We start from the raw sequence: 24034 nt of genomic DNA, 5'->3' as shown, positions 1-24034 counted from the left end.
GGAGGAGCGCCACGCCCACCATGGACAAGGCCGAGACGCTCGCCTGGCTCCGGCGGATCTCGGGCGACCTCGCGACGGCGACGATCAAGCGCCTCGAGGACACCCTGCCGTGGTACGCCGAGATGCCGCCGGCCCGACGGTCCGCCGTCGGGCTGGTGGCCCAGGCCGGCATCACGTCGTTCATCCAGTGGTACGACGATCCGACCTCGACGCCGTGGATCGCGGCGGACATCTTCGCCGCGGCGCCCCGCGAGCTGCTGCGCAGCGTCAGTCTGACCCAGACGCTCCAACTCATCCGCGTCACGGTGGAGATCACCGAGGAACGCGTCGCGGGCAAGGGCGAGCACCTGCGCGAGGCGATCCTCCTCTACTCGCGCGAGGTCGCATTCGCCGCAGCGGACGTCTACGCGCGCGCGGCTGAGGCGCGTGGTCTGTGGGATGCGCGGCTCGAGGCGCTCGTCGTCGACTCGATCCTGACGGGCGAGGCGGATGAGGAGCTCCCGAGCCGCATCGCCGCCCTCGGCTGGCACGGTCACGGCGAGGTCGCGGTGCTCGTCGGGACAACGCCCCATCAGTTCGACGTCGATCAGGTCCGCCGCACGGCGCGCAAGCTCGGCGTCGACGTCCTGATCGGCGTACAGGGTTCTCGGCTCGTGCTCGTGATCGGGCGCGCCGAGCCTCCGAACCGCGCGGCCGAGGAATACGGCGACCTGCCGTTCACGGATATCGCGCGCCGATTGGAGCCGGGCTTCGGCTCCGGGCACCTCGTGCTCGGCCCGACAGTCCCCGCCCTCGTCGACGCGAGCCAGAGTGCACGCGCCGCGCTCGCCGGATTCGCGGTGGCCGAGGCGTGGCGTTCGGCACCGCGGCCTGTCGAGGCCGACGACCTGCTGCCGGAGCGCGCCCTCGCGGGTGATCCACTCGCCAAGCTCACGCTCGTCGAGCGGATCTACCGTCCGCTGCAGGCGCACAGCGCGGATCTCGTCACCACACTGTGGACGTATCTGGACAACGGCCGTTCGCTCGAGGCGACCGCCCGCGAGCTGTTCGTGCATCCGAACACCGTCCGGTATCGCCTCAAGCGCGTGTCCGAGGTCATCGGATGGGATGCGACGGGCGCGCGCGAGGCCCTCATCCTGCAGACCGCGCTCATCCTCGGCGCCGTCGGGTCGGACGCGACACGCCGACGCGCACCGGCGATCCGTCGGCCCCGGTGACCCTTTCTGTCGGTCGGACACAAACGACCGACCGATTCTTGTGACCCGATAGCCAGACAGAGCGACGGATCCTTGGCAGGATGGATAGGTGATCGTCGCCGTCTTCCCCGGACAGGGTTCGCAGACCCCCGGGTTCCTCTCCCCCTGGCTCGAACTCGACGGAGCGCGTGAGCGCCTGCAGGTGTTCTCCGACCACGCCGAGGTCGACCTCGTCGCGGCCGGCACCGAATGGGACGCGGATCGGATCCGGGACACGAGCGTCGCGCAGCCGCTGATCGTCGCAGCCAGCCTCTTGTCCTGGGGAGCGCTCGGCGACCGCACGCATGCAACGCCCTCCGGCGTGGCCGGCCATTCGGTCGGCGAACTCGCGGCCCTCGCGGCTGCAGGCGTCCTCTCCCCCGACGACGCGCTGCGCCTGGTCGGCATCCGCGGCCGGGCGATGGCGAACGCCGCGGCCTCCGAGGAGACGGGCATGAGCGCCGTGATCGGCGGCGATCAGGATGCGGTCGTCGCCCGCCTCGGCGAACTCGGCCTCACCCCGGCCAACTACAACGGCGGCGGGCAGATCGTCGCCGCGGGTTCGTTCGACGGTCTCGCCGCGCTCGCCGCAGAACCGGTCGCCGGGACGCGGGTCATCCCGCTCCAGGTCGCCGGCGCCTTCCACACGAGCTACATGGCCCCCGCAGTGGAGATCCTCCGCGACGCGGCGGCGGAGGTCGAGGCGTCGAACCCCCAGCTGACGCTGTGGACCAACAACGACGGCTCGGTCGTCGACACGGGGCGCCGGGCGCTCGACCTCATGGTCGCCCAGGTCGCCTCTCCCGTGCGCTGGGATCTCTGCATGGAGGCTTTCGCCGCGGCGGGTGTCAGCGGCATCATCGAATTCTCCCCTGCGGGTACGCTCGTGGGTCTCGCCAAGCGCGCACTGCGCGGGGTCCCGTCGGTCGCCGTCAAGACGCCCGACGACCTGGATGCCGCGGCCGCCCTGCTCTCGGAAGGCAACGCATGACCGCCACCCTCAACCAGCCCCACGGCCCCGCGCACACCCGCATCTATGCCTATGGCGCCGCCCGCGGTGAGAACTTCATCCCGAACGACGATCTGATCGGCCCGATCGACTCCAGCGACGAGTGGATCCGCCAGCGCACCGGGATCGTCACGCGCGTTCGCGCGAACTACGAGACGACCGCCGTCGACCTCGCCTCGGATGCCGCCCGCGAGGCCGTCGAGCGCTCGGGTGTCGACCCGTCGCTCATCGACGCCGTGATCGTCGCCACGATCAGCAATCCGAAGCAGACGCCGTCGGTGTCGGCGATCGTCGCCGATCGCATCGGCGCGAACCCGGCGGCCGCGTACGACGTCAACGCGGCGTGCGCAGGCTTCGCATACGCCGTCGCGCAGGCCGACGCGCTCATCCGCGGCGGCGTTGCCCACTACGCGGTCGTCGTCGGCGCGGAGAAGCTCAGCGACGTCGTGGACCCGACCGACCGCAGCATCTCGTTCCTCCTCGGCGACGGCGCGGGAGCTGCCGTCGTCGGTCCGAGCGACACACCCGGCATCGGCCCCACGGTGTGGGGTTCGGACGGCTCGAAGGCCGACGTCGTCGGCATGAACCACACGCTCGTCGAGTTCCGCGACGGCAAGGCCCCGTGGCCGACGCTGCGTCAGGAGGGGCCGGCGGTCTTCCGCTGGGCGGTGTGGGAGATGGCCAAGGTCGCCCGTCAGGCGCTCGACGCCGCGGGGATCGAGGCATCCGATCTCGCCGCCTTCATCCCGCACCAGGCGAACATGCGCATCATCGACGAGTTCGCCAAGCAGCTGAAGCTCCCTGACTCGGTCGTGATCGGACGTGACATCGAGACGACGGGCAACACCTCTGCCGCGTCCATCCCGCTCGCGACCCACCGCCTGCTCGAGGAGCATCCCGAGCTCAGCGGCGGACTCGCCCTGCAGATCGGGTTCGGCGCCGGGCTCGTCTTCGGCGCCCAGGTCGTCGTACTCCCGTGAGCGCGGGACGCTCGACCCTAGACTGAACAGCGGCCTGCCGCAGGCCCCAGATCCCCTGAGAACAAGGAGAAACCCATGGCATTCACCACCGATGACGTCCTCGCCGGCCTCGCCGAGCTGGTCAACGACGAGACCGGTGTCGCGGTCGAGGACGTCCAGCTCGAGAAGTCGTTCACCGACGACCTCGACATCGACTCGATCTCGATGATGACGATCGTCGTCAACGCCGAGGAGAAGTTCGGGGTCACCATCCCCGACGACGAGGTCAAGAACCTCAAGACCGTCGGCGACGCCGTCACCTACATCGTCTCGAACCAGGCGTAACGGTACTCAGTGGGGCTCCGCCCCACACCCCCGGCTCGCTCCGCGGGCCCGGGTGGGGGCTTCGGCCCCCACCCCCAATCACCCGCCTCCGACCCGAGGATCTTCATACCCATGAGCACGTCCCGCATCGTCGTCACCGGAATCGGAGCGTCGTCGCCCATCGGCGGCACCGCCCCCGACAGCTGGTCCGCCCTGCTCGGCGGCGCCTCCGGCACCCGCACTCTCGAGTACGACTGGGTGGAGCAGTATCAGCTGCCCGTCACCTTCGCCGCCGAGGCCATCGTCCGACCTGACACGGTCCTCGAGCGCCCGATGGCGAAGCGCCTCGACCCGTCCTCGCAGTTCGCGATGGTCGCGGCACTCGAGGCGTGGGCGGATGCGGGCAGCCCCGAAGTCGACCCCGAGCGACTCGGTGTCGACTTCGCGACCGGCATCGGCGGCCTGTGGACGATGCTGGACGCGTGGGACGCGCTCCGCGAGAAGGGGCCGCGCCGCGTCATGCCGATGACGGTGCCGATGCTCATGCCGAACGCGGCGGCCGGCAACCTGTCACTGCACTTCGGTGCGCGCGCCTTCGCGCGCACCGTGGCAAGCGCGTGCGCCTCGAGCACGGAGTCGATCGTCAACGCGGTCGAGCACCTGCGCGCGGGCCTCGCCGACGTCGTGATCGCGGGCGGCACCGAGTCCGCCATCCACCCGGTCACGCTCGCCTCCTTCTCCTCCATGCAGGCGCTGTCCAAGCGCAACGACGACCCGGCCACCGCCTCACGGCCCACGAGCGTCGACCGCGACGGGTTCGTCATGGGCGAGGGCGCCGGCGTTCTGATCCTCGAGACCGAGGAGCACGCGCGCGCCCGTGGCGCGAAGATCTACGCGGCCGTCGTCGGCGGCGGCGTCACTGCCGACTCGTACCACATCACGGCCAACGACCCCGAGGGCCGGGGCGCCGCGCGCGCGGTCAAACTCGCCCTCGCGATGGCGGATGCGTCACCCGACGACGTCACCCACATCAACGCGCACGCCACCTCGACCCCCGTCGGCGACCCCAATGAGTACCAGGCGCTGAAGGCCGTGTTCGGATCGCGCATCGACGAGATCCCGGTCTCGGCGACGAAGGCATCCACCGGGCACCTCCTCGGCGGCACGGGCGCGCTGGAGGCGATCTTCACGGTCCTCGCCCTCCGCGACCGCAAGGCGCCGCCGACCATCAACATCACGACGCAGGACCCGGAGGTCCCGTTCCGCGTCTCGGGCACCGCGCAGGACCTCGGCGCCGGCGAGCAGCTCGCGATCAGCAACTCGTTCGGCTTCGGCGGGCACAACGCGGTCGCCGCGTTCACCTCCGTCTGAGCCGGCGTCGGAACGGAAAGAAGAAGCCCCCGGGATTCCCCGGGGGCTTTCTCCGTGTCAGGCAGGTGATACGCGTTTCCGGCTTCCGGGAATGTCGTCCTCCGACCGCCGGTAATGGCGCCTCTACCTGCCTGAATCCTTCTCTCGGTGGCTTCACATTCGCTATGGGTGTGCTCAGCCCACCTTGTGGAGCCACACGACGGGGGCGTCGTCCCCCGCGTGGCGGAACGGCTCGAGCTCCTCGTCCCAGGCGGCGCCGAGCGCCACATCCAGCTCGCGCTGCAATTCGCGCATGTCGCCGGCGGCGACCTCCATCGCGTAGCGGATGCGATCCTCGCCGATGACCACGTTGCCCGCCGTGTCGGTCTGGGCATAGTGGATGCCGAGCCCTGGCGTGTGCAGCCAACGGCCTCCGTCGCTGCGCGGAGTGGGATCTTCCGTGACCTCGAACCGCAGGTGCTCCCAGCCACGGATCGCCGTCGACAGGGCAGCCCCGGTGCCGACCGCGCCCTCCCAGTAGAACTCCGCACGTCGGCTCCCGGAGAGGACCGGCTGATCGGCCCAGTCGAAGCTCGTGCCGCGCCCGAGGACGCGTCCGACCGCCCACTCGAGGTGGGGGCACAACGCTCGTGGCGCGGAGTGTATGAAGATCACGCCGCGCGCCGCTGTGGTCGCCATGTTCTCTCCCCTTCGTCAGGTACGTCTTCCCCTACGACCTGACCGGAGCTGCACGGCTGTTCGGTTCTCGCCGCCATTATGGCCCAGAATCAGGGGAAATCACAACACTGTCATTCGTTCGGCGTGCCTTCTTATGGAATTGCCGAGACTCCCGAATGAGTCAGCACTGCCGGGCGTAGCGTCGCACTCGTCGCGGCTACCCGGCCGCGATCAACGTCACAACAGGAGGATCCTGCATGCGCGCACGCATGGTAGGAGGGGCAGTCATCGCGGTCACCGCCGCTGTCGCCGCTCTCGCCGGTCCCGTCGCGGCCAATGCCGCCCCGAACACCGAGAAGGCCATTCCGCATTCCGCGCCCGGCTGGCTCAGCCACGGCACGCAGACCGGCACCGCAGCCGCATCCGCCGCGGTGCAGGCGCGGGTCTACCTCGCTCCGCGCGGCGGCATGGCCGCGCTGTCGGCCGTCGCGAACGCCGTCTCCACGCCCGGCTCGAGCAGTTACCACAGGTTCCTCACTCCTGCCCAGGTGCATGCGCAGTTCGACGCGTCAGCGGCGACCGTCGACGCGGTACGCGCGTGGCTGGCCGGTGCGGGCCTGACGGTCTCAGCGGTGGACACCGCCGGGCAATACGTCGACATCACCGGCACGGTCGCCGGTGCGACGAAGGCCTTCGGCACCGCGATCGCGAACTACTCGCACGACGGCCAGAGCGTCCAGGCGCCGACGGGCGACCTGCACGCGCCGGCATCGGTCGCCGACCAGGTGCTCGCCGTGAGCGGACTCGACACGTCCGCGTCCACGATCGCGCCGGGGACCCAGAAGCCCTCGCCCGCCTCCCCGGGGTTCCGCAACCCGCAGGTGTGCTCGGCACCCGACTTCGGGGCGCTCGATCAGACCGCCCAGATGCCCGACGGCACGGTGCTCCCCACCTTCCAGAACAGCACTGCGCCGCTCCCGCTGTCGCCGTGCGGCTACACCGGCCCTCAGCTGCGGAACGCGTATGAGGGCAACCTGGCGTCGACGTCGAACGGCGCGGGCGTGACCGTCGCGATCGTCGACGCGTTCGCCTCGCCGACGGTCGAGTCCGATGCGAACCGATACGCGACCACCCTGCACGACCCCGCCTTCGACGACCGCAACGGCCAGTTCAGCCAGAGCCTGCCGAACGCGTTCAACCAGGTGAACACGGGCAAGCGCCAGTGCGACGCGTCCGGCTGGTACGGCGAGGAGACGCTCGACGTCGAGGCTGTGCACGCGATGGCGCCGGCGGCGAACGTCCGGTACTACGCGGCGTCCACGTGCAACGACCGCGGGTTCCTCGACGCGTTCGCGCGCATCAATTCGGAGGGCGTCGCCAGCGTCGTCTCGAACTCGTGGGGCGGGACCGGCGACGCCGTCGACGGCGACCTGCAGCTCGCGTACGAGACCGCGTTCCTGCGCGGAGCTGCTGTGGGCATCAGCTACGTCTTCTCGTCCGGTGACGCCGGCGACGACGCCACCGTGCTCGGCACCCCGCAGACGGACTACCCGGCGTCCGACCCGTATGTCACCGCGGTCGGTGGGACCTCCACCGAGATCAAGGGCGGTGCCATCACGGCCGAGACCGGATGGCAGACGGAGAAGTGGACGCTGGAGAAGGGCGTCTGGACGCAGACGGCCAAATTCCAGTCCGGCGGTGGCGGCGGATACTCGACGCACATCCCCGAGCCGCAGTACCAGATCGACGCCGGCATCAAGAGCCCGAACAACGGCCGGGCGGTCCCGGATGTGTCGATGCTCGCCGACCCGAACACCGGCATGCTCGTGGGGCAGACTCAGGCGTTCCCCGAGGGTGTCTCGTACGACACGTACCGCATCGGTGGCACGAGCGTCGCGGCGCCGCTTTTCGCGGGTGCCACTGCGATCAAAGTGCAGAACAGCGGCATGCCGAACAACGTACGCGTCGGCCTCGGCCTGCTGAACCCGCTGATCTACGCGGACCACTCCGGGTTCGCCGACGTCACCGGTGCCGGGATGGCCGCGGCGGAGGTACGCGTCGATTACGTCGACGGCACCGACGCCAAGAGCGGGTACGTGTACTCGGTCCGCATCTTCGACACGAACAACCAGTCGCTGCGCGTCCACACCGGCTGGGACGACGAGACCGGCTGGGGCAGTGTCCGCGCCGGGTGGCTGATGAAGTAGTCCTGCATCGCACAGCACGGCGGCCCCGGTCGAAAGACCGGGGCCGCCGTTTCGCGTGTGGGGAGGCTCAGGCCTCGCTCATCGCGAGGACCTCGGCCTGGCCCTTGGCCGCGTAGTACGCGGCACGCGCCGCATCCTTCCGCGCCTGCTCGGCGTAGCCGGCATCCAGGATCTCCTGCGCGACCGGGTAGTTCTCGACGCGGTTCACGCCGTTGTACTTCTCGATGTAGGCGTCGAGCTCGGGGCCGGACGTCCACGAGGTGATGAGGCAGTAGCGCGGGTCGGGACCGGGGTGCGTCGCTGCGTGCCACAGGCGCTGCGTGTCGACGATCAGCTGTGCTCCAGCCGGGAGCGCGATGCGGACCTCGCCCGCCGGGTCCGTACGGTTCTCGCGCAGGACGAAGTAGCTGTCCTTGTCATCCGTCAGGTTGAAGAAGCCGCGGACGACCCAGCCGGTTCCGTCCGGGTTCAGGCGGTTGTTGTCGTCCTGGTGCAGGTTGTACAGGCAGTCGCCATAGGTGTTGGGCTGCAGCTCGATGACGCGGCAGCGGCCGACGTTCGCGCCCGGCTCCTGCGCGCGACGCGTCAGGTTCGGGGCCTTCTCGACCTGCGACGGGATCCAGACGCCGTCCTTGTCCGTGCGCGGCGGCTTGTGGTTCCAGAAGCCGTTGCACTCGATCTCACCGAAGGCGCTGGCCAGCGGCGCGAAACGCGTGTCGCCCGAGGACTTCCAGTCGTTGTACTCGATGTCGAGCCACTCCTGGGGGTCGAGCTCCTGGTTGTAGCTGTCGAGGACGACGTAACCGGTCTCCTCGAGCGCTGCGGACTTGATGTAACCCATGGGAACATCACCTTTCGTCGGGGGCGAGCGAAGTTTTTACAAGCCCCGGGTAAGGCAAGCCTATCCCAGTGCCATTCGACCCCCCGGGAGACGGGCCGTGAATAATCACGGCCCCTCCGGTCGGCCGTGAAGGGGGGCCGAATAGACTGGGAGACGGTGTGGCCGGCGCGAACGGCGGCACCGCCGACGCCATCGAGCAGGGAGACGAACGAACGGTGACGAGCGCTGCGAATGTGGATGCGACTGCTGTCAACACGATCGGATGGCTCGCCGCCGGACGCCGGACCATCGTCGTCCCGGTCTACCAGCGGCAGTATCGGTGGGACATCGGTGGGTGCGAGCAGCTGCTCGCGGACATCCGCGCCGTCGGCGACTCGGACGATTCCCACACGCATTTCATCGGTTCGATCCTGTCCACGGAGAGCGCGGCGAGTGGAGCGAGCGAGCTCGTCCTCATCGACGGGCAGCAGCGCATCACGACGCTGATGCTGCTCATCGCGGCCCTCCACCACACCGTGCGAGACCACGACGCCCGACTGGCCGAGGAGCTGGCGCGCGTGCTCGTCCACGATGATGCGACCCGCACGAAACTGCGCCCGCACCGCGAGTGGGGCGACATCTTCCGCAGCGTCGTCCTCGACCTGCACGACGACGCCGACGCACTGCGCGACTCCCGCTTCGATGACAACTACGCGTTCTTCCGCAGCCAGGTGGGTCTCGACGAGGTCCCGCGGATCTGGCGCGGCCTGCAGAAGCTCGAGCACGTCTCGATCACTCTCGGAATGGATGCGAACGCGCAGCAGATCTTCGAGAGCCTCAACTCGACGGGCGCTCCCCTGCGTGACCACGAGCTCATCCACAACTACGTGCTGATGGGCCTCTCGCACGCGGAGCAGAGCGAGATCGAAGACGAATACTGGCTTCCGATCGAGCGGAACACCGGCGACGCGATCGGGCCGTTCTGGCGGCACTATCTCGTGATGAAGACCGGGCGCGAGGTGGCTGTCGCCGGCGAGCACGGCGTGTACGAGGCGTTCCGGCACGAGTTCCCGCGCCTTGACCTCGCGAGGCTGCGCGAACACGCCGCCGAGTGGCGCGAGTACTCGGAGGCATATCGCATCCTGTCCGATCCCTCGCAGGAGGCGGATGGCGAGGTCTCCCGCCAGCTCGGTTGGGTCAACACGTTCGGGCGGGGCATCTACCCCCTCGTCATGCGCGGCTACCGCGATCACGCCCGCGGGGCGCTCCCGAAGGACGAGCTCATCGCCCTGCTCGAGGTCGTGCAGTCGCTGCTGCTGCGGCGCACGGTCGTCGGCATCCCGAACGAGCGCATCGTCGCGCGCCTGTGCCGCGCCCGTATGGAGGGCCCGGTGGAGCTCCTGCGCGCGATCGCCCGCATCACCCCGTCCGACGAGCGCGTCCGCATGGCGCTCAAGTACGGCGAGCTGCCGCATCCTGCCTACATCCTCGAGCGCCTCGGCGACGTGACGGATGCGACGGACCTCGAACTCGCGTACGTCCTCCCCCTCGCTCCGGGCGACACGTGGACGGCCGACGGCGCGCGCCCGTGGTCGGACTACACCGAGGACGAGCAGAACAGCCACCGCGCCCTCGCCCAGACCCTCGGGAACCTGGTCCTCCTCGAGGCACCGCTCGCGGAGCGTGCCTTCGCGGAGTCCTATCCGGCCGTCCGGTCCGTCTTCGCCCGGAGCGGGATCGCGGCGACGCGGGATGCGGCGACGCCCGAGGCCTGGAGCACGACGGCGATCTCCGAGCGCACCTCGCGCCTCACCGACCGCTTCGTCGAGGTCTGGGTGCGCCCCGCGATCGACGGCATCGACGACGACGGACTCACCCCCATCCTGGACGCCGTGCGCCGGCGCGGGTGGCCGCGCGGCTGGCACCGCGAGTTCGAGTACACCGAGTACCGCGGCGAGCACTGGGAGGTGCACGACGTGAAGGCGCTCTTCAACCGCGTCTTCAAGCGCCTGTGGGCCGACTCGCGAGCCGATGTCGAGACGTTCAGCGCCCGGCGCGGCGGGCCGATCTACGAGGCGCAGTCGTGGAACGGGCACTGGGACAGCCTCGACGAGACGCACTTCCTCTACATGGGCTGGGACTCGAAGTACATGCTGACGGCCGTCCAGGGCGTCCTCGAGGAGGCCGGACTGGCCGCCGAGGTGTTCGTCAAGTACTCGTACATCGCCGCGCACATGTGACGGCTTCGAGCCCGGGTAGGCTCGAAGCACAGGGGGCGGTGGCCAAGCTGGTCAAGGCAGCGGGCTCATAACCCGACGATCGTGGGTTCAAGTCCCACCCGCCCTACAGAATCCCGCCGGGACCGACTCAGGACTTGTCGCTCCCGCGCGGGATGTGGATCTCCTGGCTGTCGCTGAGCACCTGCGGGTGGTAGCGGGCGAGAGTGATGACGCCGTAGACGGCGATGGCTCCCGCGACGAGGAACCCTGCGAACGCCCACAGCGGGGCGTTCGCAGCCTCCTGCAGGACCGTGAGGCCGATGATCACGGCGACGATCGGGTCGATGACGGTGAGACCCGCGACCACGAGATCGGGCGGGCCCACCGCGTAGGCCGTCTGCACGAAGTACGCGCCGAGGGCGACGGCGACGAGGAGCCCGAGCAGGCAGAGCGCCGTGAGCCAGTTGAAGTCGTGGGCCTGGATCCGCGAGATGACGACCTTCGCGAGGGTCGCCACGAAGCCGTAGATGACGCCGGATGCCGCGATGTAGAACAGCGGGTGTCCGCGCTTGCGCACCGCCAGCCACAAGGCCAGCATCCCGATCAGCACGATGAGGAGCAGCCCCAGAATGATGATCAGCTGCAGATCCGTGACCGGCGACTCGGTGGCGAACAGGGCCGCGATCGTCACGAAGACGAAGATGCCGCCGATGCACGCGATGATCGAGCGGATCGACCGCGGTGTCGGCTTGTGGCCCGAGATCTTCGCGTTCAGCAGGGTCGTGATGACGAGCGAGACGGCGCCGATCGGCTGGACGATGATGATCGGTGCGACCGCCAGCGCCGAGAGCTGACAGATGATGGCGGCGCCCAGCATGAGCGTGCCGAAGACCCACGACGGACGCCGGAGCAGATTCAGCAGCTGCTTGCCGCTGAGTCCTGCGCTGCCGGAGGTGCCGGTCAGCTTCTCGACCTTGGTCACTCCGCGGTACTGATACTGCGCGCCGAAGGACATGAACACCGCGCCGAGGAGCGCGAGCGGGATGCCGAGGAGGATGGCGGGGTCGCGGAACACGCCGACGAGGTGATCCGTCACGTCCCCCAGTGGAGCCCCGAGCACTGTCACCCTTCGACCCTATCCGCAGGTCGCTCGATAGGCTCGAGACGTGGCCGTACTTCCGATTCGCATCATGGGCGATCCCGTCCTGCACGCCCCCGCATCCCCCGTCGGCGAGATCACGGACGAGATCCGAACGCTCGTCGCCGACATGTTCGAGACGATGGATGCCGCCCCCGGTGTCGGGCTCGCAGCCCCCCAGGTCGGCGTCGGGCTGCGCATCTACACGTACACCTACCAGGACGACGACGGCGCCCCCTGGCGCGGGGTGATCATCAACCCCGAGCTGTGGATGCGTCCCATGGAGCCGGGCGACCCGGATCCCGATGAGGAGTCCGAGGGATGCCTGTCGTTCCCCGGCGAGCGGTTCCCGCTCCGCCGGTCCGACGAGGTGCTCGTGACGGGGATCGACCTCGAGGGCGCCCCCGTGCGCATCCAGGTCGACGGATGGCGGGCCCGCATCATGCAGCACGAGTTCGACCACCTCGACGGCACGATGTACATCGACCGACTCGACGACAGCGACTGGAAGACGGTGCAGAAGCTCGCACGCAAGCGCGGGTGGGGCCGGCCCGGACAGTCCTGGATGCCGGGCGTCGACGACATCGACGCCTGACGGCGCGAGACCCATCGCCCTAGGCTCGGGGAATGCCACTCGTCGAACCGCACGCGACCGGGATGCTGCCCACCCGAGATGGGGCGCAGATCTACTGGGAGACCTCCGGCGACCCGGACGGCGTCCCGCTCGTCTGGCTCCACGGAGGCCCCGGTTCGGGTCTCGGCCCCGGTTACCGACACGGCCCGGACTCCCCCTGGCATGTCGTCGGCCTCGACCAGCGTGCGTGCGGCCGGAGCACGCCGCTGGTGACCGACCCGGGCTTCGACCTCTCCACCCTCACGACGCAGGCCATGATCGGGGACATCGAACTCCTGCGGCGGCACCTCGGCATCGAGCGGTGGGCCGTCGTCGGGGGCTCCTGGGGAACGACCCTCGCGATGGCGTATGCGCAGGCGCATCCGGATCGCGTGCTCGGCCTGGCGCTGGCACTGGTCACCGACGGTACCGCGGAGTCCGTGCGGTGGATCAGCGAGAGCGTGGGCGCCATCTTCCCCGAGCAATGGGAGCGGTTCTCGGAAGCGTCGGGACACCGCCCCGGCCAGCCGCTGCTCGATGCATACCTCGAGCGGCTGACCGATCCCGACCCTGGCATCCGCGCCGCAGCGGCACTCGCCTGGTGCGCCTGGGAGGACGCGCACGTCTCGCTCGTGCATCCGACGGCGCACGATCTCGTCGTCCGCGATCCCGCCTTTCAGCAGGTCTTCGCCCTGCAGGTGGCGCACAGCTGGGCGAACAATGCGTTTCTCGGCGACGACGGCGTCTACGAGCACCTGGACCGGATCACGCACCTCCCCGTATTCCTCATCCACGGACGTCTCGACGTCAGCGGACCGCTCGGTACCGCATGGCGACTGCACCGCAGCTGGCCGGGCAGCACCCTCATCGTCATCGACGATGAGGGCCACGGCGGCGCCCGGCTCAGCGCGGCCCTGCGCGGAGCGCTCGACGAGCTGCTGCCGCTGGTGCGGGAGGCTCGCTGACTCGACGGCATCTGCCGTCTGTCGGGTCAGCGCGCGCGGCGGACGCGGCGCCAGGGTACGGCCGCCACCACGACGGACGCGAGCGCGATGGTCGCGATCGCAACCTGCTGCACGAGTCCGGGACTTGCCGGGGTGGGCCACACGAGGTCGAGGATCATCGAGGTGATCACCTGCCCGACGATCGATGCGAGTCCCAAGAGCAGGACTCCCGTGTACGCCACGACGGCAGCGGCAAGGAAGATGTAGACCACTCCGACCGCGCCGCCGATGTAGTACCAGAGCTCGGTCGGGAACGTGTGCGGGAGTCCCGCGAATGCCGAATGCACGGTCGCGACGATGACCAGGACGATCGTGCCGCCGAGGAAGTTCACCACAGTGACGGTGAGTGGCGTCTCGACGCGCTGACGCAGGCGACCGTTCGTAGCCTGCTGCCATGCGATGCCGACGCCGACGAGGAACGGCAGCACCAGCATCCACGGCGGGACCGTGCGAGCCGCGCCGCCTGCCAGGGCGACCGCGACCGCGGTGAGGGAGAGGGCCGCGCCGACGAGGCGTCCCGGTGTCACCGCGACGACGCCGGCAGGACCGATCCCGAAGCGGTCGAGGACGAGACCGGTGATCCCCTGCCCCGCAACGATGCCGACGGTGAACATCGAGACGCCGATAATGCCGATGGCCAGTCCTTGCGTCGCCACCGTGAGCGCGCCGGCGATGCCGCCGCACAGCATCCAGAGCGGAATCGACCGCCCACGCAGGCCGCCCACAATCGAGTGGAACCCGCGCCGCCCCGCGGGAAGCGTGATCGACAGCACGACCAGGATCACGAGACCCGACCCGAAAGAGATCACCGCAGCGACCAGGCCGTCGCCGAGGCGCACACCCAGCTGCCCGTTGATTCGCGCCTGGACGGCCGTCAGCACCCCGATGAGCACCGCAAGATTGAGAGCGAGCCAGGGCGGGACGCGGGGACGGGACACCGGTCCATCATGCCCGGGTGCGACGACGAGAACGTTGATGCGCCGCAGCAAGAGGGGTGTGAGGTAGTCGCCGAAGTAGCGGTCGAGGTCATGAACTGCGCGATTGCCGCGAGCACCCGGCATCCCTCCTCGATCAGCACCCGCGTGACCGCGAGGCCGATCCCGCGCCCGGCGCCCGTGACGATCGCGACGGAGCCGGCCAGCCCGAGATCCATGTCACAGCCCCTGTGCGTCGAGCCACTTCAGGACGGCGTCGGCGACCTCGTCCCACCCGCTGTCGATCGTGAGCGAGTGCCCGCGACCTTCGAACTGCTGGAGCTCGTTGATTGTCATGGCGTCCCGGTACTGCTTGAGGGAGGAGCGCGTGACGACGTCGGGCACGGTGTGGTCGGCGGTGCCCGAGATGAGCAGGAGCGGACCACGCGGTTCGCGCTTGGTGTCGACCGCGGCGGGCGAGTGCATCACGAAGTTCGCCGCCGCGGCTTGAAACAGCGGCCGGGCCGGCGACGGGATCGTCCAGCGGTCGTACAGCGCGTCCGACTCCTCTTCGCTCACGGCGTTGCCGAATCCGTACCGGAACTGCGGCTTCGTCAGCGACACGGACTTGTGCAGGTTGGCGGGATTGCCGAGGGCCAGGAAGCCCGACCGCAGCTGGGCGAGCGGCAACGGCAGGACGCCCTTGATCTGTGCGGGATCGATCGCGACCGCTCCCGCACCGACGCCCTCGCCGAGGAGCTTCTCGGCGATGAGCCCGCCGAAGGAGTGCCCGATGAGGATCGTGTCGTCGCCCAGCCCGTTCGCGATCTCCGCGAAGTGCCCGGCCGCCTCGTCGATGCCGATGTCGGCCACGGCATCCGGGTGAGCCCGCGCCTCGGCGACGGTGTCGGCCTCGTTGGGCCAGCCGGGGGCCACAGTGTCGTAACCGGCGGCACGGAACTTCTCGATCCACGGACCCCAGCTCGTGGCGTGCAGCCACAGCCCGTGGATGAAGACGACAGGACGGTTCTCGGCCATGCTCTGACTCCTCGCCTGAAAGTGACGAGATCAGCACACACCCGCGGCATCCATCCTGTCCAAGACCCATCGGATGCGGATCGATAACCGATCTTGCTTGGCTCGTCGCGGAAGAGCACTCTTCCACTGAGGAGGACGGATGGACCTCGATCTCAGATCGGTGCGCTACTTCGTCGTGGTGGCCGACGAACTCCACTTCGGCCGCGCGGCGGCGAAGCTGCACATCAGCCAGCCCGCGCTGTCGAAGCAGATCCGGCGCCTGGAATCCGAGGTCGGCTTCCGGCTCTTCGTCCGAGACAGCCGGCACGTCGCGCTGACCGCGGAGGGCGTGCGATTCCTGCGCGATGCCCGCGTGCTGATCGCCCAGGCGGTGCGGATGACGCATCCCGACGATCCCGGCGTCCGCATCGCGCACATCTTCGATCTCGACACGAGCCGTCTGGTCGCCGACGCCTACTCGACCCGATTCCCCGAGGTCCCGGTGATCGCGAGCTCGATGGACAGCCAACGACAGTTCGACGCCCTGCTGAAGGGTCAGCTTGATGTCGCGATGATCCGCCTCACCCCGGCCATGACCGCGGAGCACCCGATCGGCTGGAGGCACCGGCCGCTGCGTCTCGAGCCGTTCTGGCTGGTCGGTCGGCCCGGCGACCCGCCCGCGGAGACCGCGTCCCTCTTCGAACGGCCGCTGCAGGTGTTCGGAGATCCGTCCGGGTCGGCACTGTTCAATGTGCACGGGCAGTACCTGGCCGCCCTCGAGCACCGTCTCGGGACGGCGTTCCGCTGGCTCGGCAACCCGGGCACCTTCGACCAGTGCCTCGCGCAGATGCGACGAACGACGGATGCGGCGCTCCTCCTCGAATTCGAGTCGTATGCATTCCGCTACCGGAATCTCGGGATGCCGATCCACCAGCCACGGGAGCTGCAGCCGCTGTACCCGTGGTCGATCGCATGGCGCGACGAACCGCTCACCCCGGCCGTCGCCCGCTTCCTCGAGGTCGCCGCGGAGCAGTCGGCTGAGCGCGAATGGCTCTACCCGGAGCAGACCGGCCCCGCCTGGCAGCCCGACGGCGCGTGAACGCGCTCGTGCTCAACCGTTGCTGAGATCGCCGTAGAGGAGCCCGGTCTGCTCCTTGGCTCCCTCGACTTCGAACGGGTCCCGCCGGACCTCGTCGTCGATCTCTCCCGCAACGGCGAGAGACGTCGCCGCGGCCATCACATCGGGCGACTCGAGGTCGCGCGGCTGCTCGAGCTTCGCGAACGTGCGAAGCCGATCCGTCGCGGCGTTCTCGGCGAGCACGGGGACGTAGTCCCGCACCTTCGCGCCGGCGAAGGAGTCGAACTCCTCCTGAACGATCTCGGCGATGCGCTCGCGACCGACCGAAGGAAACCGCTCCGAGAGACGGCCGACCGCCTCATCCAGAGCGCGCTGCTCGCTGCGCTGATCCACAGCACCATTCTCGGCATGCATGGCCGAGTTGGGAAGAGCCACACTGCCGTTTGGCACGTCGGACACGCCGACCCGGCTCGCCGTCGGTCAGACGGGAGACGGCGCCCTCTGAACCAAACGTGGGCAAAATGTGCAAGGCACGAACCGGTACGCAGCGCCGCATCAACCCTGACGACCAGAACCCCCGGAAAAACAAAGAAAACCCCGAGGGTGGAGCCTCGGGGCCTTCGCTCCCCCACTTGGACTCGAACCAAGAACCTATCGGTTAACAGCCGATTGCTCTGCCAATTGAGCTATGGAGGAATGCTTCCCGCTGGTGGGCGGGCAACTCATCTATCTTAGCAAGCCCGCGGCGCTCTAGCGAAATCAGGAGACGACGAGGGCGCGTCGCGCGGCTTCCGAGCTCGGCGTCCACACGAGGTCGCGCGTCCCATGGCCGAGCGCGACCGGATGACCGGCGTGCAGGACCAGGACATCCGCATCCAGTCGGGTGATCGCATCCGCGTCGTTCGTCATCATGATGGTGGCGAGGGATGCGGTGTCCCGCCGTCTTTCGATCGCCGCGAGCACCGCGCGGCGCGAGGTCACGTCGAGCGCCGCGAACGGCTCGTCGGCGACGAGGAGCTTCGGGCCCAGCATCAGGGCGCGTGCGACGGCCACGCGCTGGCGCATCCCCGCGCTGAGCTCGTACGGGTACTTCTCCGCGCAGCCGAGCGGCAGCATCAGCTCGTCGAGGAGCCCCGCGATCCGCAACGACAGACCTCGCGGGTCGACCCGACGGACGCGTGTGGTGATCGGCGACCCGATGATGTCCGCGACGCTCAGCCGAGGCGGCAGCGCAGCTCCCGCATCCTGCATCACGGCTCCGGTGCCGTAACGACGCACGCGGCGGGCGCGGCCGCCCTTCTGCACCGGAACGCCGAGGACGCTCGCGGAGCCGCCGGCGACCGTCACGCGCTCGTCGTCATCGCCCGCGATGATCGCCGCGAGGCTCGACTTGCCGGCGCCCGTCGGACCCATCACCGCCAGCGTGCGGCCGGGACGCAGGGTGAACGACACCCCGTCCACCACGCGGTTCGGGGCACCACCCCGTGCGGGCGCCCGGTGCAGGGACAGGTCGGTGCAGCGGATGATGGCGTCATCGTCGGCGCGGGGCATGCGCCCATCCTGCCGGTCCGAGCGCCGCGGGCGCTACTGCGACTGCTCGAGCAGCCTCTGGCGGTCCGCATCCAGCTCGCGCAGCATCACGCGCACGCGTCGGCCCTCGTCCGAATCCGCCGGGACCCGCTGGATCGTGCGCACCAGCTCCGCCTTGTCGGCGTCGTAGCCGCGCAGCACGACCTGCCGCGCGAGATCGAGCGTGGAGGCGACCGCATGCTCGTCGTCGCGCGCCGGGAAGTCGCTCGTCAGGAGCTCGGCAGCCAGCGTCCGGTACGGCTCGCGCACGGACGACACGGCATCGGCAGCCCAGCCGGGCCGGCTGCGATCCTGCGCGGTCGCGACCGCTGCCCGCACGGCGTCCAGGGCGGGCGTACGGAACGGGAGGTCCACCGCGCGCTGCAGGAGCTCGGGATCGATGCGATGCCCGTACTGGAGGAAGCCCTTGAGCGCATCGCGTTCCAGCGCGGCGTCATTGTTGCGCGGGAGCGTCGCGATCGACACCCGGATCGGCGGCTGCTCGTCGGGCGGAGGAGGCACGTCGTCGAAGGGCCGCGCGTCGCGGCGCCAGGCATCGCCGGACCGATCCTGATCCGGGACGGGGGTGCGGGCATCCGGACGCGACGCATCGGGTCGGCTCGTGTCGGGACGACGGGAGTCGGGTCGGCCCGCATCCGTTCGCGGTGCATCGGTGCGCGCGTGGTCTGCCCGCGCCGCACGCGATGCCTGCGAGACCGCGTTCGTCACGTCGGGGATGTCGAGTCCGATCCGGCGTGCCAGCACCCTCGAGTACCCCGTGCGCAGCGCGGCATCGCGGATGTCGGCGACGATCGGCGCGGCTGCACGGAGCGCGGCCGCCCGACCCTCGACCGTGCCGAGGTCGAACCCCTTGAGGCGCTGGTCGATGACGAACTCGAACATGGGCACCTTGGTGTCCATGAGGGATGCGACGGCGCCATCGCCGCGTTTCAGGCGCAAGTCGCACGGGTCGAGGCCGTCGGGAGCGACGGCGACGAAGCTCTGCGCCTGCAGCTCACGGGTCTCCGCGAACGCGCGCACGGCCGCCTTCTGGCCCGCGGCATCCGGGTCGAACGTGAAGACGACCTCCGCAGCCGTGTCGTCGCCCATGATCCGCCGGAGCATCCTCATGTGCTCGGCGCCGAACGCCGTGCCACAGGTGGCGACCGCCGTCGTCACTCCGGCGAGATGGCACGCCATGACGTCCGTGTACCCCTCGACGACGACGACCCGCCGCGGCTCTCCGCGCGCGATGTCGCGCTTGGCCAGGTCGAGCCCGTAGAGCACCTGCGTCTTCTTGTAGAGCGGTGTCTCCGGCGTGTTGAGGTACTTCGGCCCGTTGTCGTCGTCGAAGAGGCGCCGCGCACCGAATCCGAGCACCTGGCCGGTGACGTCGCGGATGGGCCAGATCACCCGCCCGCGGAACCTGTCGTAGACGCCGCGCTGCCCCTGCGAGACCAGCCCGGCGGCGAGGAGCTCGTCGCGCGTGAAGCCCTGCGCGGTGAGCGCGTCCATCATCCCCGACCACCCCTTCGGCGCGTACCCGACGCCGAAGTGCGCCGCGGCTCCCGCGTCGAATCCGCGCTCGCCGAGGAACCGGCGGCCTATCTCCGCCTCCGGGCTCGTGAGCTGGCCGCGGAAGTACTCCGCCGCCGCCGCGTTCGCGGCGTACAGCCGCGTGCGGCCCGACGTCTCGGGGGCCGCTCCCCCATCCTCGTAGTGCAGCGTGAAGCCGATGCGCGCGGCGAGCCGCTCGACCGCCTCCGTGAACGACAGATGGTCGATCTGCCGCAGGAACGTATACACGTCGCCGGACTCACCGCACCCGAAGCAGTGGTAGAAGCCCGACTGCGGCCGCACGTTGAAGCTCGGGCTCTTCTCGTCATGGAAGGGGCACAGGCCCTTCAGCGCCCCGATGCCGGCGGACTTCAGCGCGACGCGCTCGCCGATGATGTCGGCGATGTTGGTGCGCGCCTTGACCTCTTCGACGTCGGCCTGTGCGATCCGGCCCGCCATCACGGCCCCTCGACGGGCTCGGGGACCGGGTGCACGGGCTCGGGGACCGGCACGCGCGGATGCCGCGGCTCCGGGGCCCAGATGCCGAGGGATGCGGCATCCACGTCGCCGACCAGGCGTCGGTGCCACGCGATGGCCAGCTGGTCTGTGAGGCTCGCGACCTGGTCGACCACCACGCGGCGGCGCGCTGAATCCGTCTCCGCATCCGCGAAGTCGCCCGCATAGACCGGATCGAGCTCCTCAGGGCGCTCCCACAGGGCAGTCGCGAGACGCTTCAGGACGTGTCGCTGCTCCTTGTAGAGCTGCTTGCGTCCGTCGATCGTCACGACGGCGGCGCCGATCGTGCCCTTGAGCACCGCCATCTCCGCCTCGACGACCCGCGGCACCACGACATGCGCCCGATAGCGGGTGAGGTCCTCGGAGGCGTAGGCCTCGCGCGTCGCGGTGGTCGCCGCACGGGCGAAGCGGCCGATGAAATCGGAGGTGAGGTTCTTCAACCGTGCCAGAGCGGGTCGCGACCCGTCGAACGAGCCGATCCACTGCGGGAGCGTCGTCAGCCGGTGGAGGGCGTCCGCGAGCTCGTCGCGCGCGAAGTCGAAGCCGACCCACGACTGGATGGCGTTGACGAGCGTCTCGTGCTCGCCGGGCGCGGTCAGCCGAGCAGGGTCGAGGTAGCCGTTGACGATCGCGTCCTCGAAGTCGTGCACCGAGTACGCGATGTCGTCGGAGAGGTCCATCACCTCCGCCTCGATGCACCGCACGCGGCCCGGAGCGCCCGCGCGCATCCAGTGGAAGACCGGCTCGTCGTCGGGGTACACGCCGAACTTCAGGCGACCGCCGGGATCCGGGAGCGGATGATCCGCGGTCCAAGGGTACTTGCACGTGGCGTCGAGGCTCGCGCGCGTCAGGTTCAGGCCGACACTGCGGCCCGCCGCGTCGAACACCTTCGGCTCGAGGCGCGTCACGATCCGCAGTGTCTGCGCATTGCCCTCGAACCCGCCGATGTCGTCGGCCCACTCGTTCATCGCGCGCTCGCCGTTGTGACCGAACGGGGGGTGCCCGAGGTCGTGGCTGAGGCACGCCGTATCGACGACGTCCGGCGCGAGACGCAGAGCGGTCGCGAGCTCGCGGCCGACCTGGGCGACCTCGAGCGAGTGCGTGAGACGGTTGCGGGCGAAGTCGGCGGGGCTCGCCGGGCTCAGCACCTGCGTCTTCGCGGCGAGCCGCCGCAGCGCCGCGGAGTGCAGGACACGGGCACGGTCGCGCGCGAAGTCGTCGCGCTGGGAGCGGTGCTGCTCGACGAAGAACCTTTCGGCATCGGCTTCGACGTAGCCGGCGGGACGGGATGCCGCGTCCCCCCGCATCTCAGCCGCCACTGGTGTCGAGCTCCGCCTCGAGCAGAGTGCAGGATGCGTCTTCCCCGAGCTCGCGCGAATCGAGCCAGCCGTCGGGCAGCGCAGGGCGCTTCGGCGTGCCCGCGCGTCCGCGCTGGCCTTCGGCCGCCGCACCCGGATACGGGGCGTCGAGATCGAGGGTGGCGAGGAGCTCGTCGATCTCCGCGAGGCTCGATGCGGTCGCCAGGCGCGCACGCGTGTCGCCGCCCACGGGATACCCCTTGAAGTACCACGCGACGTGCTTGCGGATGTCGCGGCATCCGCGGTCTTCGTCCTCGAAGAACTCGACGAGAAGCTCGGCGTGCCGGCGGAACGCCTGCGCCACGAACCCGAGGGTCGCATCGACATGCACGCCCGGCGCGCCGAACGCCGCGGCGAGGTCGCCGAACAGCCAGGGGCGGCCGAGGCATCCGCGCCCGACGACCACGCCGTCGCATCCCGTCTCGTCCATCATGCGCAGCGCGTCGTCGGCCGACCAGATGTCTCCGTTTCCGAGCACCGGCACGCTCGTGACGGTCTCCTTGAGCTTCGCGATCGCCGACCAGTCGGCGGTGCCGGAGTAGAACTCCGACGCCGTCCGGCCGTGCAGGGCGATCGCCGAGACGCCCGCGTCTTCGGCGATGCGTGCGGCGTCGAGGTAGGTGAGGTGGTCGGCATCGATGCCCTTGCGCATCTTGACCGTCAGCGGGATGTCGCCCGCCGCCTGCACGGCGCCACGGACGATGTCGCCGAACAGACCTGTCTTCCACGGCAGCGCCGACCCCCCGCCCTTGCGCGTCACCTTGGGGACAGGGCATCCGAAGTTCAGGTCGATGTGGTCCGCGTGATCTTCCGCGACGAGGATGCGGACCGCTTCCGCGATCGTCTTGGGGTCGACGCCGTAGAGCTGGATCGAGCGCGGCGTCTCCGACTCGTGATGGCGGATGAGGCGCATCGTCGTGGCGTTCCGCTCCACGAGCGCGCGCGACGTGATCATCTCGCTGACGTAGAGCCCCGCACCGTACTCCCGGCACAGGCGCCGGAAGGCGGTGTTGGTGATGCCCGCCATCGGGGCGAGCACGACGGGCGCATCGAGCTCGATCGGCCCGATGCGCAGGGCACGGGCGGGCGCGAGCGCAGAAGTCACCTTGGTATTCTCCCAGACGCGAGCCGTGCGTGCGCCGCACGGGCTTAGCCTGTGGATATGCCCGAGACCGCATCCCCCACCGACCTCCGCGACATCCCCTTCACCACCGCCGATGGCTCGACCGCCTCGCTCGCCGACTACGCCGACGAGGTCATCATGATCGTCAACGTCGCTTCCAAGTGCGGCCTGACACCGCAGTACGAGCAGCTCGAGCAGCTCCAGCGCACGTACGGCGAACGCGGCTTCACCGTCCTCGGCTTCCCGTGCAACCAGTTCATGGGCCAGGAACCCGGCACGATGGACGAGATCCTCGACTACTGCGCGGCGACGTGGGGCGTGAGCTTCCCCATCGCCGACAAGATCAAGGTCAACGGCCGCAATGCGGCTCCGCTGTACAAGGCGCTCAAGACCACTCAGGATGCCGAGGGCCTCGGCGGGCGCATCCACTGGAACTTCGAGAAGTTCGTGCTCACGCCCGCCGGAGACCTCCACCGGTTCCGTCCGCAGACGAAGCCCGATGACCCGGCGATCGTCCAGGTCATCGAGGAGAATCTGCCGCGCTCTTAGGCGACGGCCTCGTCGTCGCCGTCGTCGGCGTGCTCTGCCCACACCTGGCGGACGACCTGCGCGAACGCGTCCGCCGGCTGGGCGCCGCTGACGCCGTACTTGCCGTCGATCACGAAGAACGGCACCCCGTTGATGCCGTAGGCGCGGGCCTGCTCCTCGTCGGCGCGCACGTCGTCGAGGTAGGTGTGCTGCTCGAGCGCCGTGCGGGCGGCGTGGGCGTCGAGGCCGACCTCTGCCGCGAGCGCGACGAGTTCGTCGTCCTCGCCGAGGTGGCGGCCTTCGGTGAAGTAGGCGGACATGAGGCGCTCGGCGAGGGGAAGCTGCATCCCGTTCGCCTTCGCGAAGTGGAGGAGCTCGTGCGCCTTCACGGTGTTGGTGTGCTTGAGCAGGTCGAAGCGGTACTCGAGGCCCGCGTCCGCCGCGACGCCCGTGACCCGCTCCAGCATCTGGGAAGCCTGAGCGGGCGTGATGCCCTTGTGCGTCGCGAGGTAGTCGGCCTCGCCGCCCTCGAAGTCGACGGGCGTGTCGGGCGACAGCTCGAACGAGTGGTACGTCACCTCCACCTGCGGGGCGTCGTCATCCGCCGCTGCCGCGGCGAGCCCCGTCTCGAGGTTGCGCTTGCCGATGTAGCACCAGGGGCAGGCGATGTCCGACCACACGTCGATCTTGATGGCATCCGTCACAACACCATCCAACCAGGGCGCGTGCGGCATCTATTCCCTCGCATGCGTCGAATCACGGCGAGCACAAGCATTGCGTCGATAATGACCCCGACCGGCACCCGCCGGGCTCTGGCA

Annotated in this window: 23 protein-coding genes and 2 tRNA genes; 12 read left to right on the top strand and 13 right to left on the bottom strand. The window is 69.6% G+C overall.

Annotated features, from left to right (window positions below; translation table 11 throughout):
• The first annotated feature begins 20 nt into the window (after window positions 1–20).
• The 5 genes from QSV35_RS10095 to QSV35_RS10075 all read left to right on the top strand — a co-directional run bounded on the left by QSV35_RS10095 (window position 21) and on the right by QSV35_RS10075 (window position 4898).
• On the top strand, window positions 21–1217 hold the full coding sequence (locus QSV35_RS10095; RefSeq protein ID WP_286288618.1) for a PucR family transcriptional regulator: 1197 nt from the start codon (window positions 21–23) through the stop codon (window positions 1215–1217).
• Between the two features lie 88 nt (window positions 1218–1305).
• A complete protein-coding gene (locus tag QSV35_RS10090; RefSeq protein WP_286288617.1) occupies window positions 1306–2226 on the top strand; it encodes an ACP S-malonyltransferase in 921 nt (306 codons plus the stop codon).
• Entirely contained in the window at window positions 2223–3224 is a 1002-nt protein-coding gene (locus tag QSV35_RS10085; protein WP_286288615.1) for a beta-ketoacyl-ACP synthase III, read from the top strand. Before QSV35_RS10090 ends, QSV35_RS10085 begins: the two co-directional genes overlap by 4 nt.
• 75 nt (window positions 3225–3299) lie before the next feature.
• Window positions 3300–3548 carry an acyl carrier protein gene (locus QSV35_RS10080; protein WP_286288614.1) on the top strand — a complete coding sequence of 83 codons (249 nt, stop codon included), beginning with the start codon at window positions 3300–3302 and terminating at the stop codon, window positions 3546–3548.
• 111 nt (window positions 3549–3659) lie between these two features.
• Window positions 3660–4898, top strand: coding sequence for a beta-ketoacyl-[acyl-carrier-protein] synthase family protein (locus tag QSV35_RS10075; protein ID WP_286288613.1), 1239 nt, complete (start codon window positions 3660–3662; stop codon window positions 4896–4898).
• Between the two features lie 174 nt (window positions 4899–5072).
• Here QSV35_RS10075 and QSV35_RS10070 read toward each other — a convergent pair whose 3' ends face one another.
• Window positions 5073–5576 (bottom strand): DUF3145 domain-containing protein, encoded by a 504-nt coding sequence (locus QSV35_RS10070; RefSeq protein ID WP_286288612.1) that lies wholly within the window; start codon window positions 5574–5576, stop codon window positions 5073–5075.
• Window positions 5577–5812: 236 nt separating this feature from the next.
• Here QSV35_RS10070 and QSV35_RS10065 point away from each other — a divergent pair, with 236 nt between their 5' ends.
• A complete protein-coding gene (locus QSV35_RS10065; protein WP_286288610.1) occupies window positions 5813–7762 on the top strand; it encodes a S53 family peptidase in 1950 nt (649 codons plus the stop codon).
• 67 nt (window positions 7763–7829) lie between these two features.
• On the opposite strand, the gene QSV35_RS10060 is transcribed toward QSV35_RS10065, so the two are convergent.
• Window positions 7830–8603 carry a hypothetical protein gene (locus QSV35_RS10060; RefSeq protein ID WP_286288609.1) on the bottom strand — a complete coding sequence of 258 codons (774 nt, stop codon included), beginning with the start codon at window positions 8601–8603 and terminating at the stop codon, window positions 7830–7832.
• A gap of 158 nt (window positions 8604–8761) precedes the next feature.
• Between QSV35_RS10060 and QSV35_RS10055 the strand changes: the two genes are divergently transcribed.
• Window positions 8762–10822: a DUF262 domain-containing protein gene (locus QSV35_RS10055; RefSeq protein ID WP_286288608.1), complete on the top strand. Its 2061-nt coding sequence runs from the start codon at window positions 8762–8764 to the stop codon at window positions 10820–10822.
• Window positions 10823–10854: 32 nt separating this feature from the next.
• Window positions 10855–10928, top strand: a tRNA-Ile gene (locus tag QSV35_RS10050).
• 21 nt (window positions 10929–10949) lie between these two features.
• Here QSV35_RS10050 and QSV35_RS10045 read toward each other — a convergent pair.
• Window positions 10950–11906: a DMT family transporter gene (locus QSV35_RS10045; RefSeq protein ID WP_286289091.1), complete on the bottom strand. Its 957-nt coding sequence runs from the start codon at window positions 11904–11906 to the stop codon at window positions 10950–10952.
• A 61-nt stretch (window positions 11907–11967) separates the two neighbouring features.
• Between QSV35_RS10045 and def the strand changes: the two genes are divergently transcribed.
• Both def and QSV35_RS10035 read left to right on the top strand, forming a co-directional pair.
• Window positions 11968–12534 carry a peptide deformylase gene (def, locus tag QSV35_RS10040; RefSeq protein WP_286288607.1) on the top strand — a complete coding sequence of 189 codons (567 nt, stop codon included), beginning with the start codon at window positions 11968–11970 and terminating at the stop codon, window positions 12532–12534.
• A gap of 32 nt (window positions 12535–12566) precedes the next feature.
• The gene (locus QSV35_RS10035; protein WP_286288606.1) at window positions 12567–13517 is read left to right on the top strand and encodes an alpha/beta fold hydrolase; all 951 of its coding nucleotides are present in this window, start codon (window positions 12567–12569) and stop codon (window positions 13515–13517) included.
• Window positions 13518–13543: 26 nt separating this feature from the next.
• On the opposite strand, the gene QSV35_RS10030 is transcribed toward QSV35_RS10035, so the two are convergent.
• The 3 genes from QSV35_RS10030 to QSV35_RS10020 are packed head-to-tail and all read right to left on the bottom strand — an operon-like array spanning window position 13544 to window position 15508.
• Complete coding sequence (locus tag QSV35_RS10030; RefSeq protein WP_286288605.1) at window positions 13544–14494, bottom strand: DMT family transporter; 951 nt, start codon at window positions 14492–14494, stop codon at window positions 13544–13546.
• Window positions 14431–14709, bottom strand: coding sequence for an SDR family NAD(P)-dependent oxidoreductase (locus QSV35_RS10025; RefSeq protein ID WP_286288604.1), 279 nt, complete (start codon window positions 14707–14709; stop codon window positions 14431–14433). The genes QSV35_RS10030 and QSV35_RS10025 overlap by 64 nt, the downstream gene beginning before the upstream one ends.
• 1 nt (window position 14710) lies before the next feature.
• Entirely contained in the window at window positions 14711–15508 is a 798-nt protein-coding gene (locus QSV35_RS10020; protein WP_286288603.1) for an alpha/beta hydrolase, read from the bottom strand.
• A 139-nt stretch (window positions 15509–15647) separates the two neighbouring features.
• Between QSV35_RS10020 and QSV35_RS10015 the strand changes: the two genes are divergently transcribed.
• Complete coding sequence (locus QSV35_RS10015) at window positions 15648–16586, top strand: LysR family transcriptional regulator (RefSeq protein ID WP_286288602.1); 939 nt, start codon at window positions 15648–15650, stop codon at window positions 16584–16586.
• Window positions 16587–16598: 12 nt separating this feature from the next.
• Here the strand turns inward: QSV35_RS10015 and QSV35_RS10010 are convergent, their stop codons facing one another.
• The 6 genes from QSV35_RS10010 to dusB form a co-directional block, all read right to left on the bottom strand.
• Window positions 16599–16958, bottom strand: a complete 360-nt coding sequence (locus QSV35_RS10010) for a three-helix bundle dimerization domain-containing protein (protein ID WP_286288601.1) — start codon at window positions 16956–16958, stop codon at window positions 16599–16601.
• A 230-nt stretch (window positions 16959–17188) separates the two neighbouring features.
• Window positions 17189–17261, bottom strand: a tRNA-Asn gene (locus QSV35_RS10005).
• Window positions 17262–17324: 63 nt separating this feature from the next.
• Window positions 17325–18116: an ATP-binding cassette domain-containing protein gene (locus QSV35_RS10000; protein WP_286288600.1), complete on the bottom strand. Its 792-nt coding sequence runs from the start codon at window positions 18114–18116 to the stop codon at window positions 17325–17327.
• 33 nt (window positions 18117–18149) lie between these two features.
• Window positions 18150–20150, bottom strand: a complete 2001-nt coding sequence (dnaG, locus tag QSV35_RS09995; protein WP_286288599.1) for a DNA primase — start codon at window positions 20148–20150, stop codon at window positions 18150–18152.
• Complete coding sequence (locus tag QSV35_RS09990) at window positions 20150–21514, bottom strand: deoxyguanosinetriphosphate triphosphohydrolase (RefSeq protein ID WP_286288598.1); 1365 nt, start codon at window positions 21512–21514, stop codon at window positions 20150–20152. Before QSV35_RS09990 ends, dnaG begins: the two co-directional genes overlap by 1 nt.
• A 1-nt stretch (window position 21515) precedes the next feature.
• Window positions 21516–22670, bottom strand: a complete 1155-nt coding sequence (dusB, locus tag QSV35_RS09985; RefSeq protein ID WP_286288597.1) for a tRNA dihydrouridine synthase DusB — start codon at window positions 22668–22670, stop codon at window positions 21516–21518.
• A gap of 57 nt (window positions 22671–22727) precedes the next feature.
• Between dusB and QSV35_RS09980 the strand changes: the two genes are divergently transcribed.
• On the top strand, window positions 22728–23237 hold the full coding sequence (locus tag QSV35_RS09980) for a glutathione peroxidase (protein ID WP_286288596.1): 510 nt from the start codon (window positions 22728–22730) through the stop codon (window positions 23235–23237).
• Here QSV35_RS09980 and QSV35_RS09975 read toward each other — a convergent pair.
• Window positions 23234–23920: a DsbA family oxidoreductase gene (locus QSV35_RS09975; RefSeq protein WP_286288595.1), complete on the bottom strand. Its 687-nt coding sequence runs from the start codon at window positions 23918–23920 to the stop codon at window positions 23234–23236. The genes QSV35_RS09980 and QSV35_RS09975 overlap by 4 nt on opposite strands.
• Window positions 23921–24034 lie beyond the last annotated feature (114 nt).

The sequence above is a fragment of the Microbacterium candidum genome, assembly GCF_030315975.1.
GTDB classification, from domain to species: Bacteria; Actinomycetota; Actinomycetes; order Actinomycetales; family Microbacteriaceae; genus Microbacterium; species Microbacterium candidum.
Note: the sequence above shows the minus strand (reverse complement) of the source record. Positions and strands in the feature narration are given on the sequence as shown.

Coding starts and splice junctions, on each gene's coding strand:
- QSV35_RS10065 (WP_286288610.1), top strand. CDS start 5,813: ATGCGCGCACGCATGGTAGGAGGGGCAGTCATCGCGGTCACCGCCGCT.
- QSV35_RS10075 (WP_286288613.1), top strand. CDS start 3,660: ATGAGCACGTCCCGCATCGTCGTCACCGGAATCGGAGCGTCGTCGCCC.
- QSV35_RS10070 (WP_286288612.1), bottom strand. CDS start 5,576: ATGGCGACCACAGCGGCGCGCGGCGTGATCTTCATACACTCCGCGCCA.
- QSV35_RS10095 (WP_286288618.1), top strand. CDS start 21: ATGGACAAGGCCGAGACGCTCGCCTGGCTCCGGCGGATCTCGGGCGAC.
- dnaG (WP_286288599.1), bottom strand. CDS start 20,150: ATGGCGGGCCGGATCGCACAGGCCGACGTCGAAGAGGTCAAGGCGCGC.
- QSV35_RS10025 (WP_286288604.1), bottom strand. CDS start 14,709: ATGGATCTCGGGCTGGCCGGCTCCGTCGCGATCGTCACGGGCGCCGGG.
- QSV35_RS10085 (WP_286288615.1), top strand. CDS start 2,223: ATGACCGCCACCCTCAACCAGCCCCACGGCCCCGCGCACACCCGCATC.
- QSV35_RS10035 (WP_286288606.1), top strand. CDS start 12,567: ATGCCACTCGTCGAACCGCACGCGACCGGGATGCTGCCCACCCGAGAT.
- QSV35_RS09990 (WP_286288598.1), bottom strand. CDS start 21,514: ATGCGGGGGGACGCGGCATCCCGTCCCGCCGGCTACGTCGAAGCCGAT.
- QSV35_RS10015 (WP_286288602.1), top strand. CDS start 15,648: ATGGACCTCGATCTCAGATCGGTGCGCTACTTCGTCGTGGTGGCCGAC.
- QSV35_RS10000 (WP_286288600.1), bottom strand. CDS start 18,116: ATGCCCCGCGCCGACGATGACGCCATCATCCGCTGCACCGACCTGTCC.
- QSV35_RS09980 (WP_286288596.1), top strand. CDS start 22,728: ATGCCCGAGACCGCATCCCCCACCGACCTCCGCGACATCCCCTTCACC.
- QSV35_RS10020 (WP_286288603.1), bottom strand. CDS start 15,508: ATGGCCGAGAACCGTCCTGTCGTCTTCATCCACGGGCTGTGGCTGCAC.
- QSV35_RS10080 (WP_286288614.1), top strand. CDS start 3,300: ATGGCATTCACCACCGATGACGTCCTCGCCGGCCTCGCCGAGCTGGTC.
- QSV35_RS10060 (WP_286288609.1), bottom strand. CDS start 8,603: ATGGGTTACATCAAGTCCGCAGCGCTCGAGGAGACCGGTTACGTCGTC.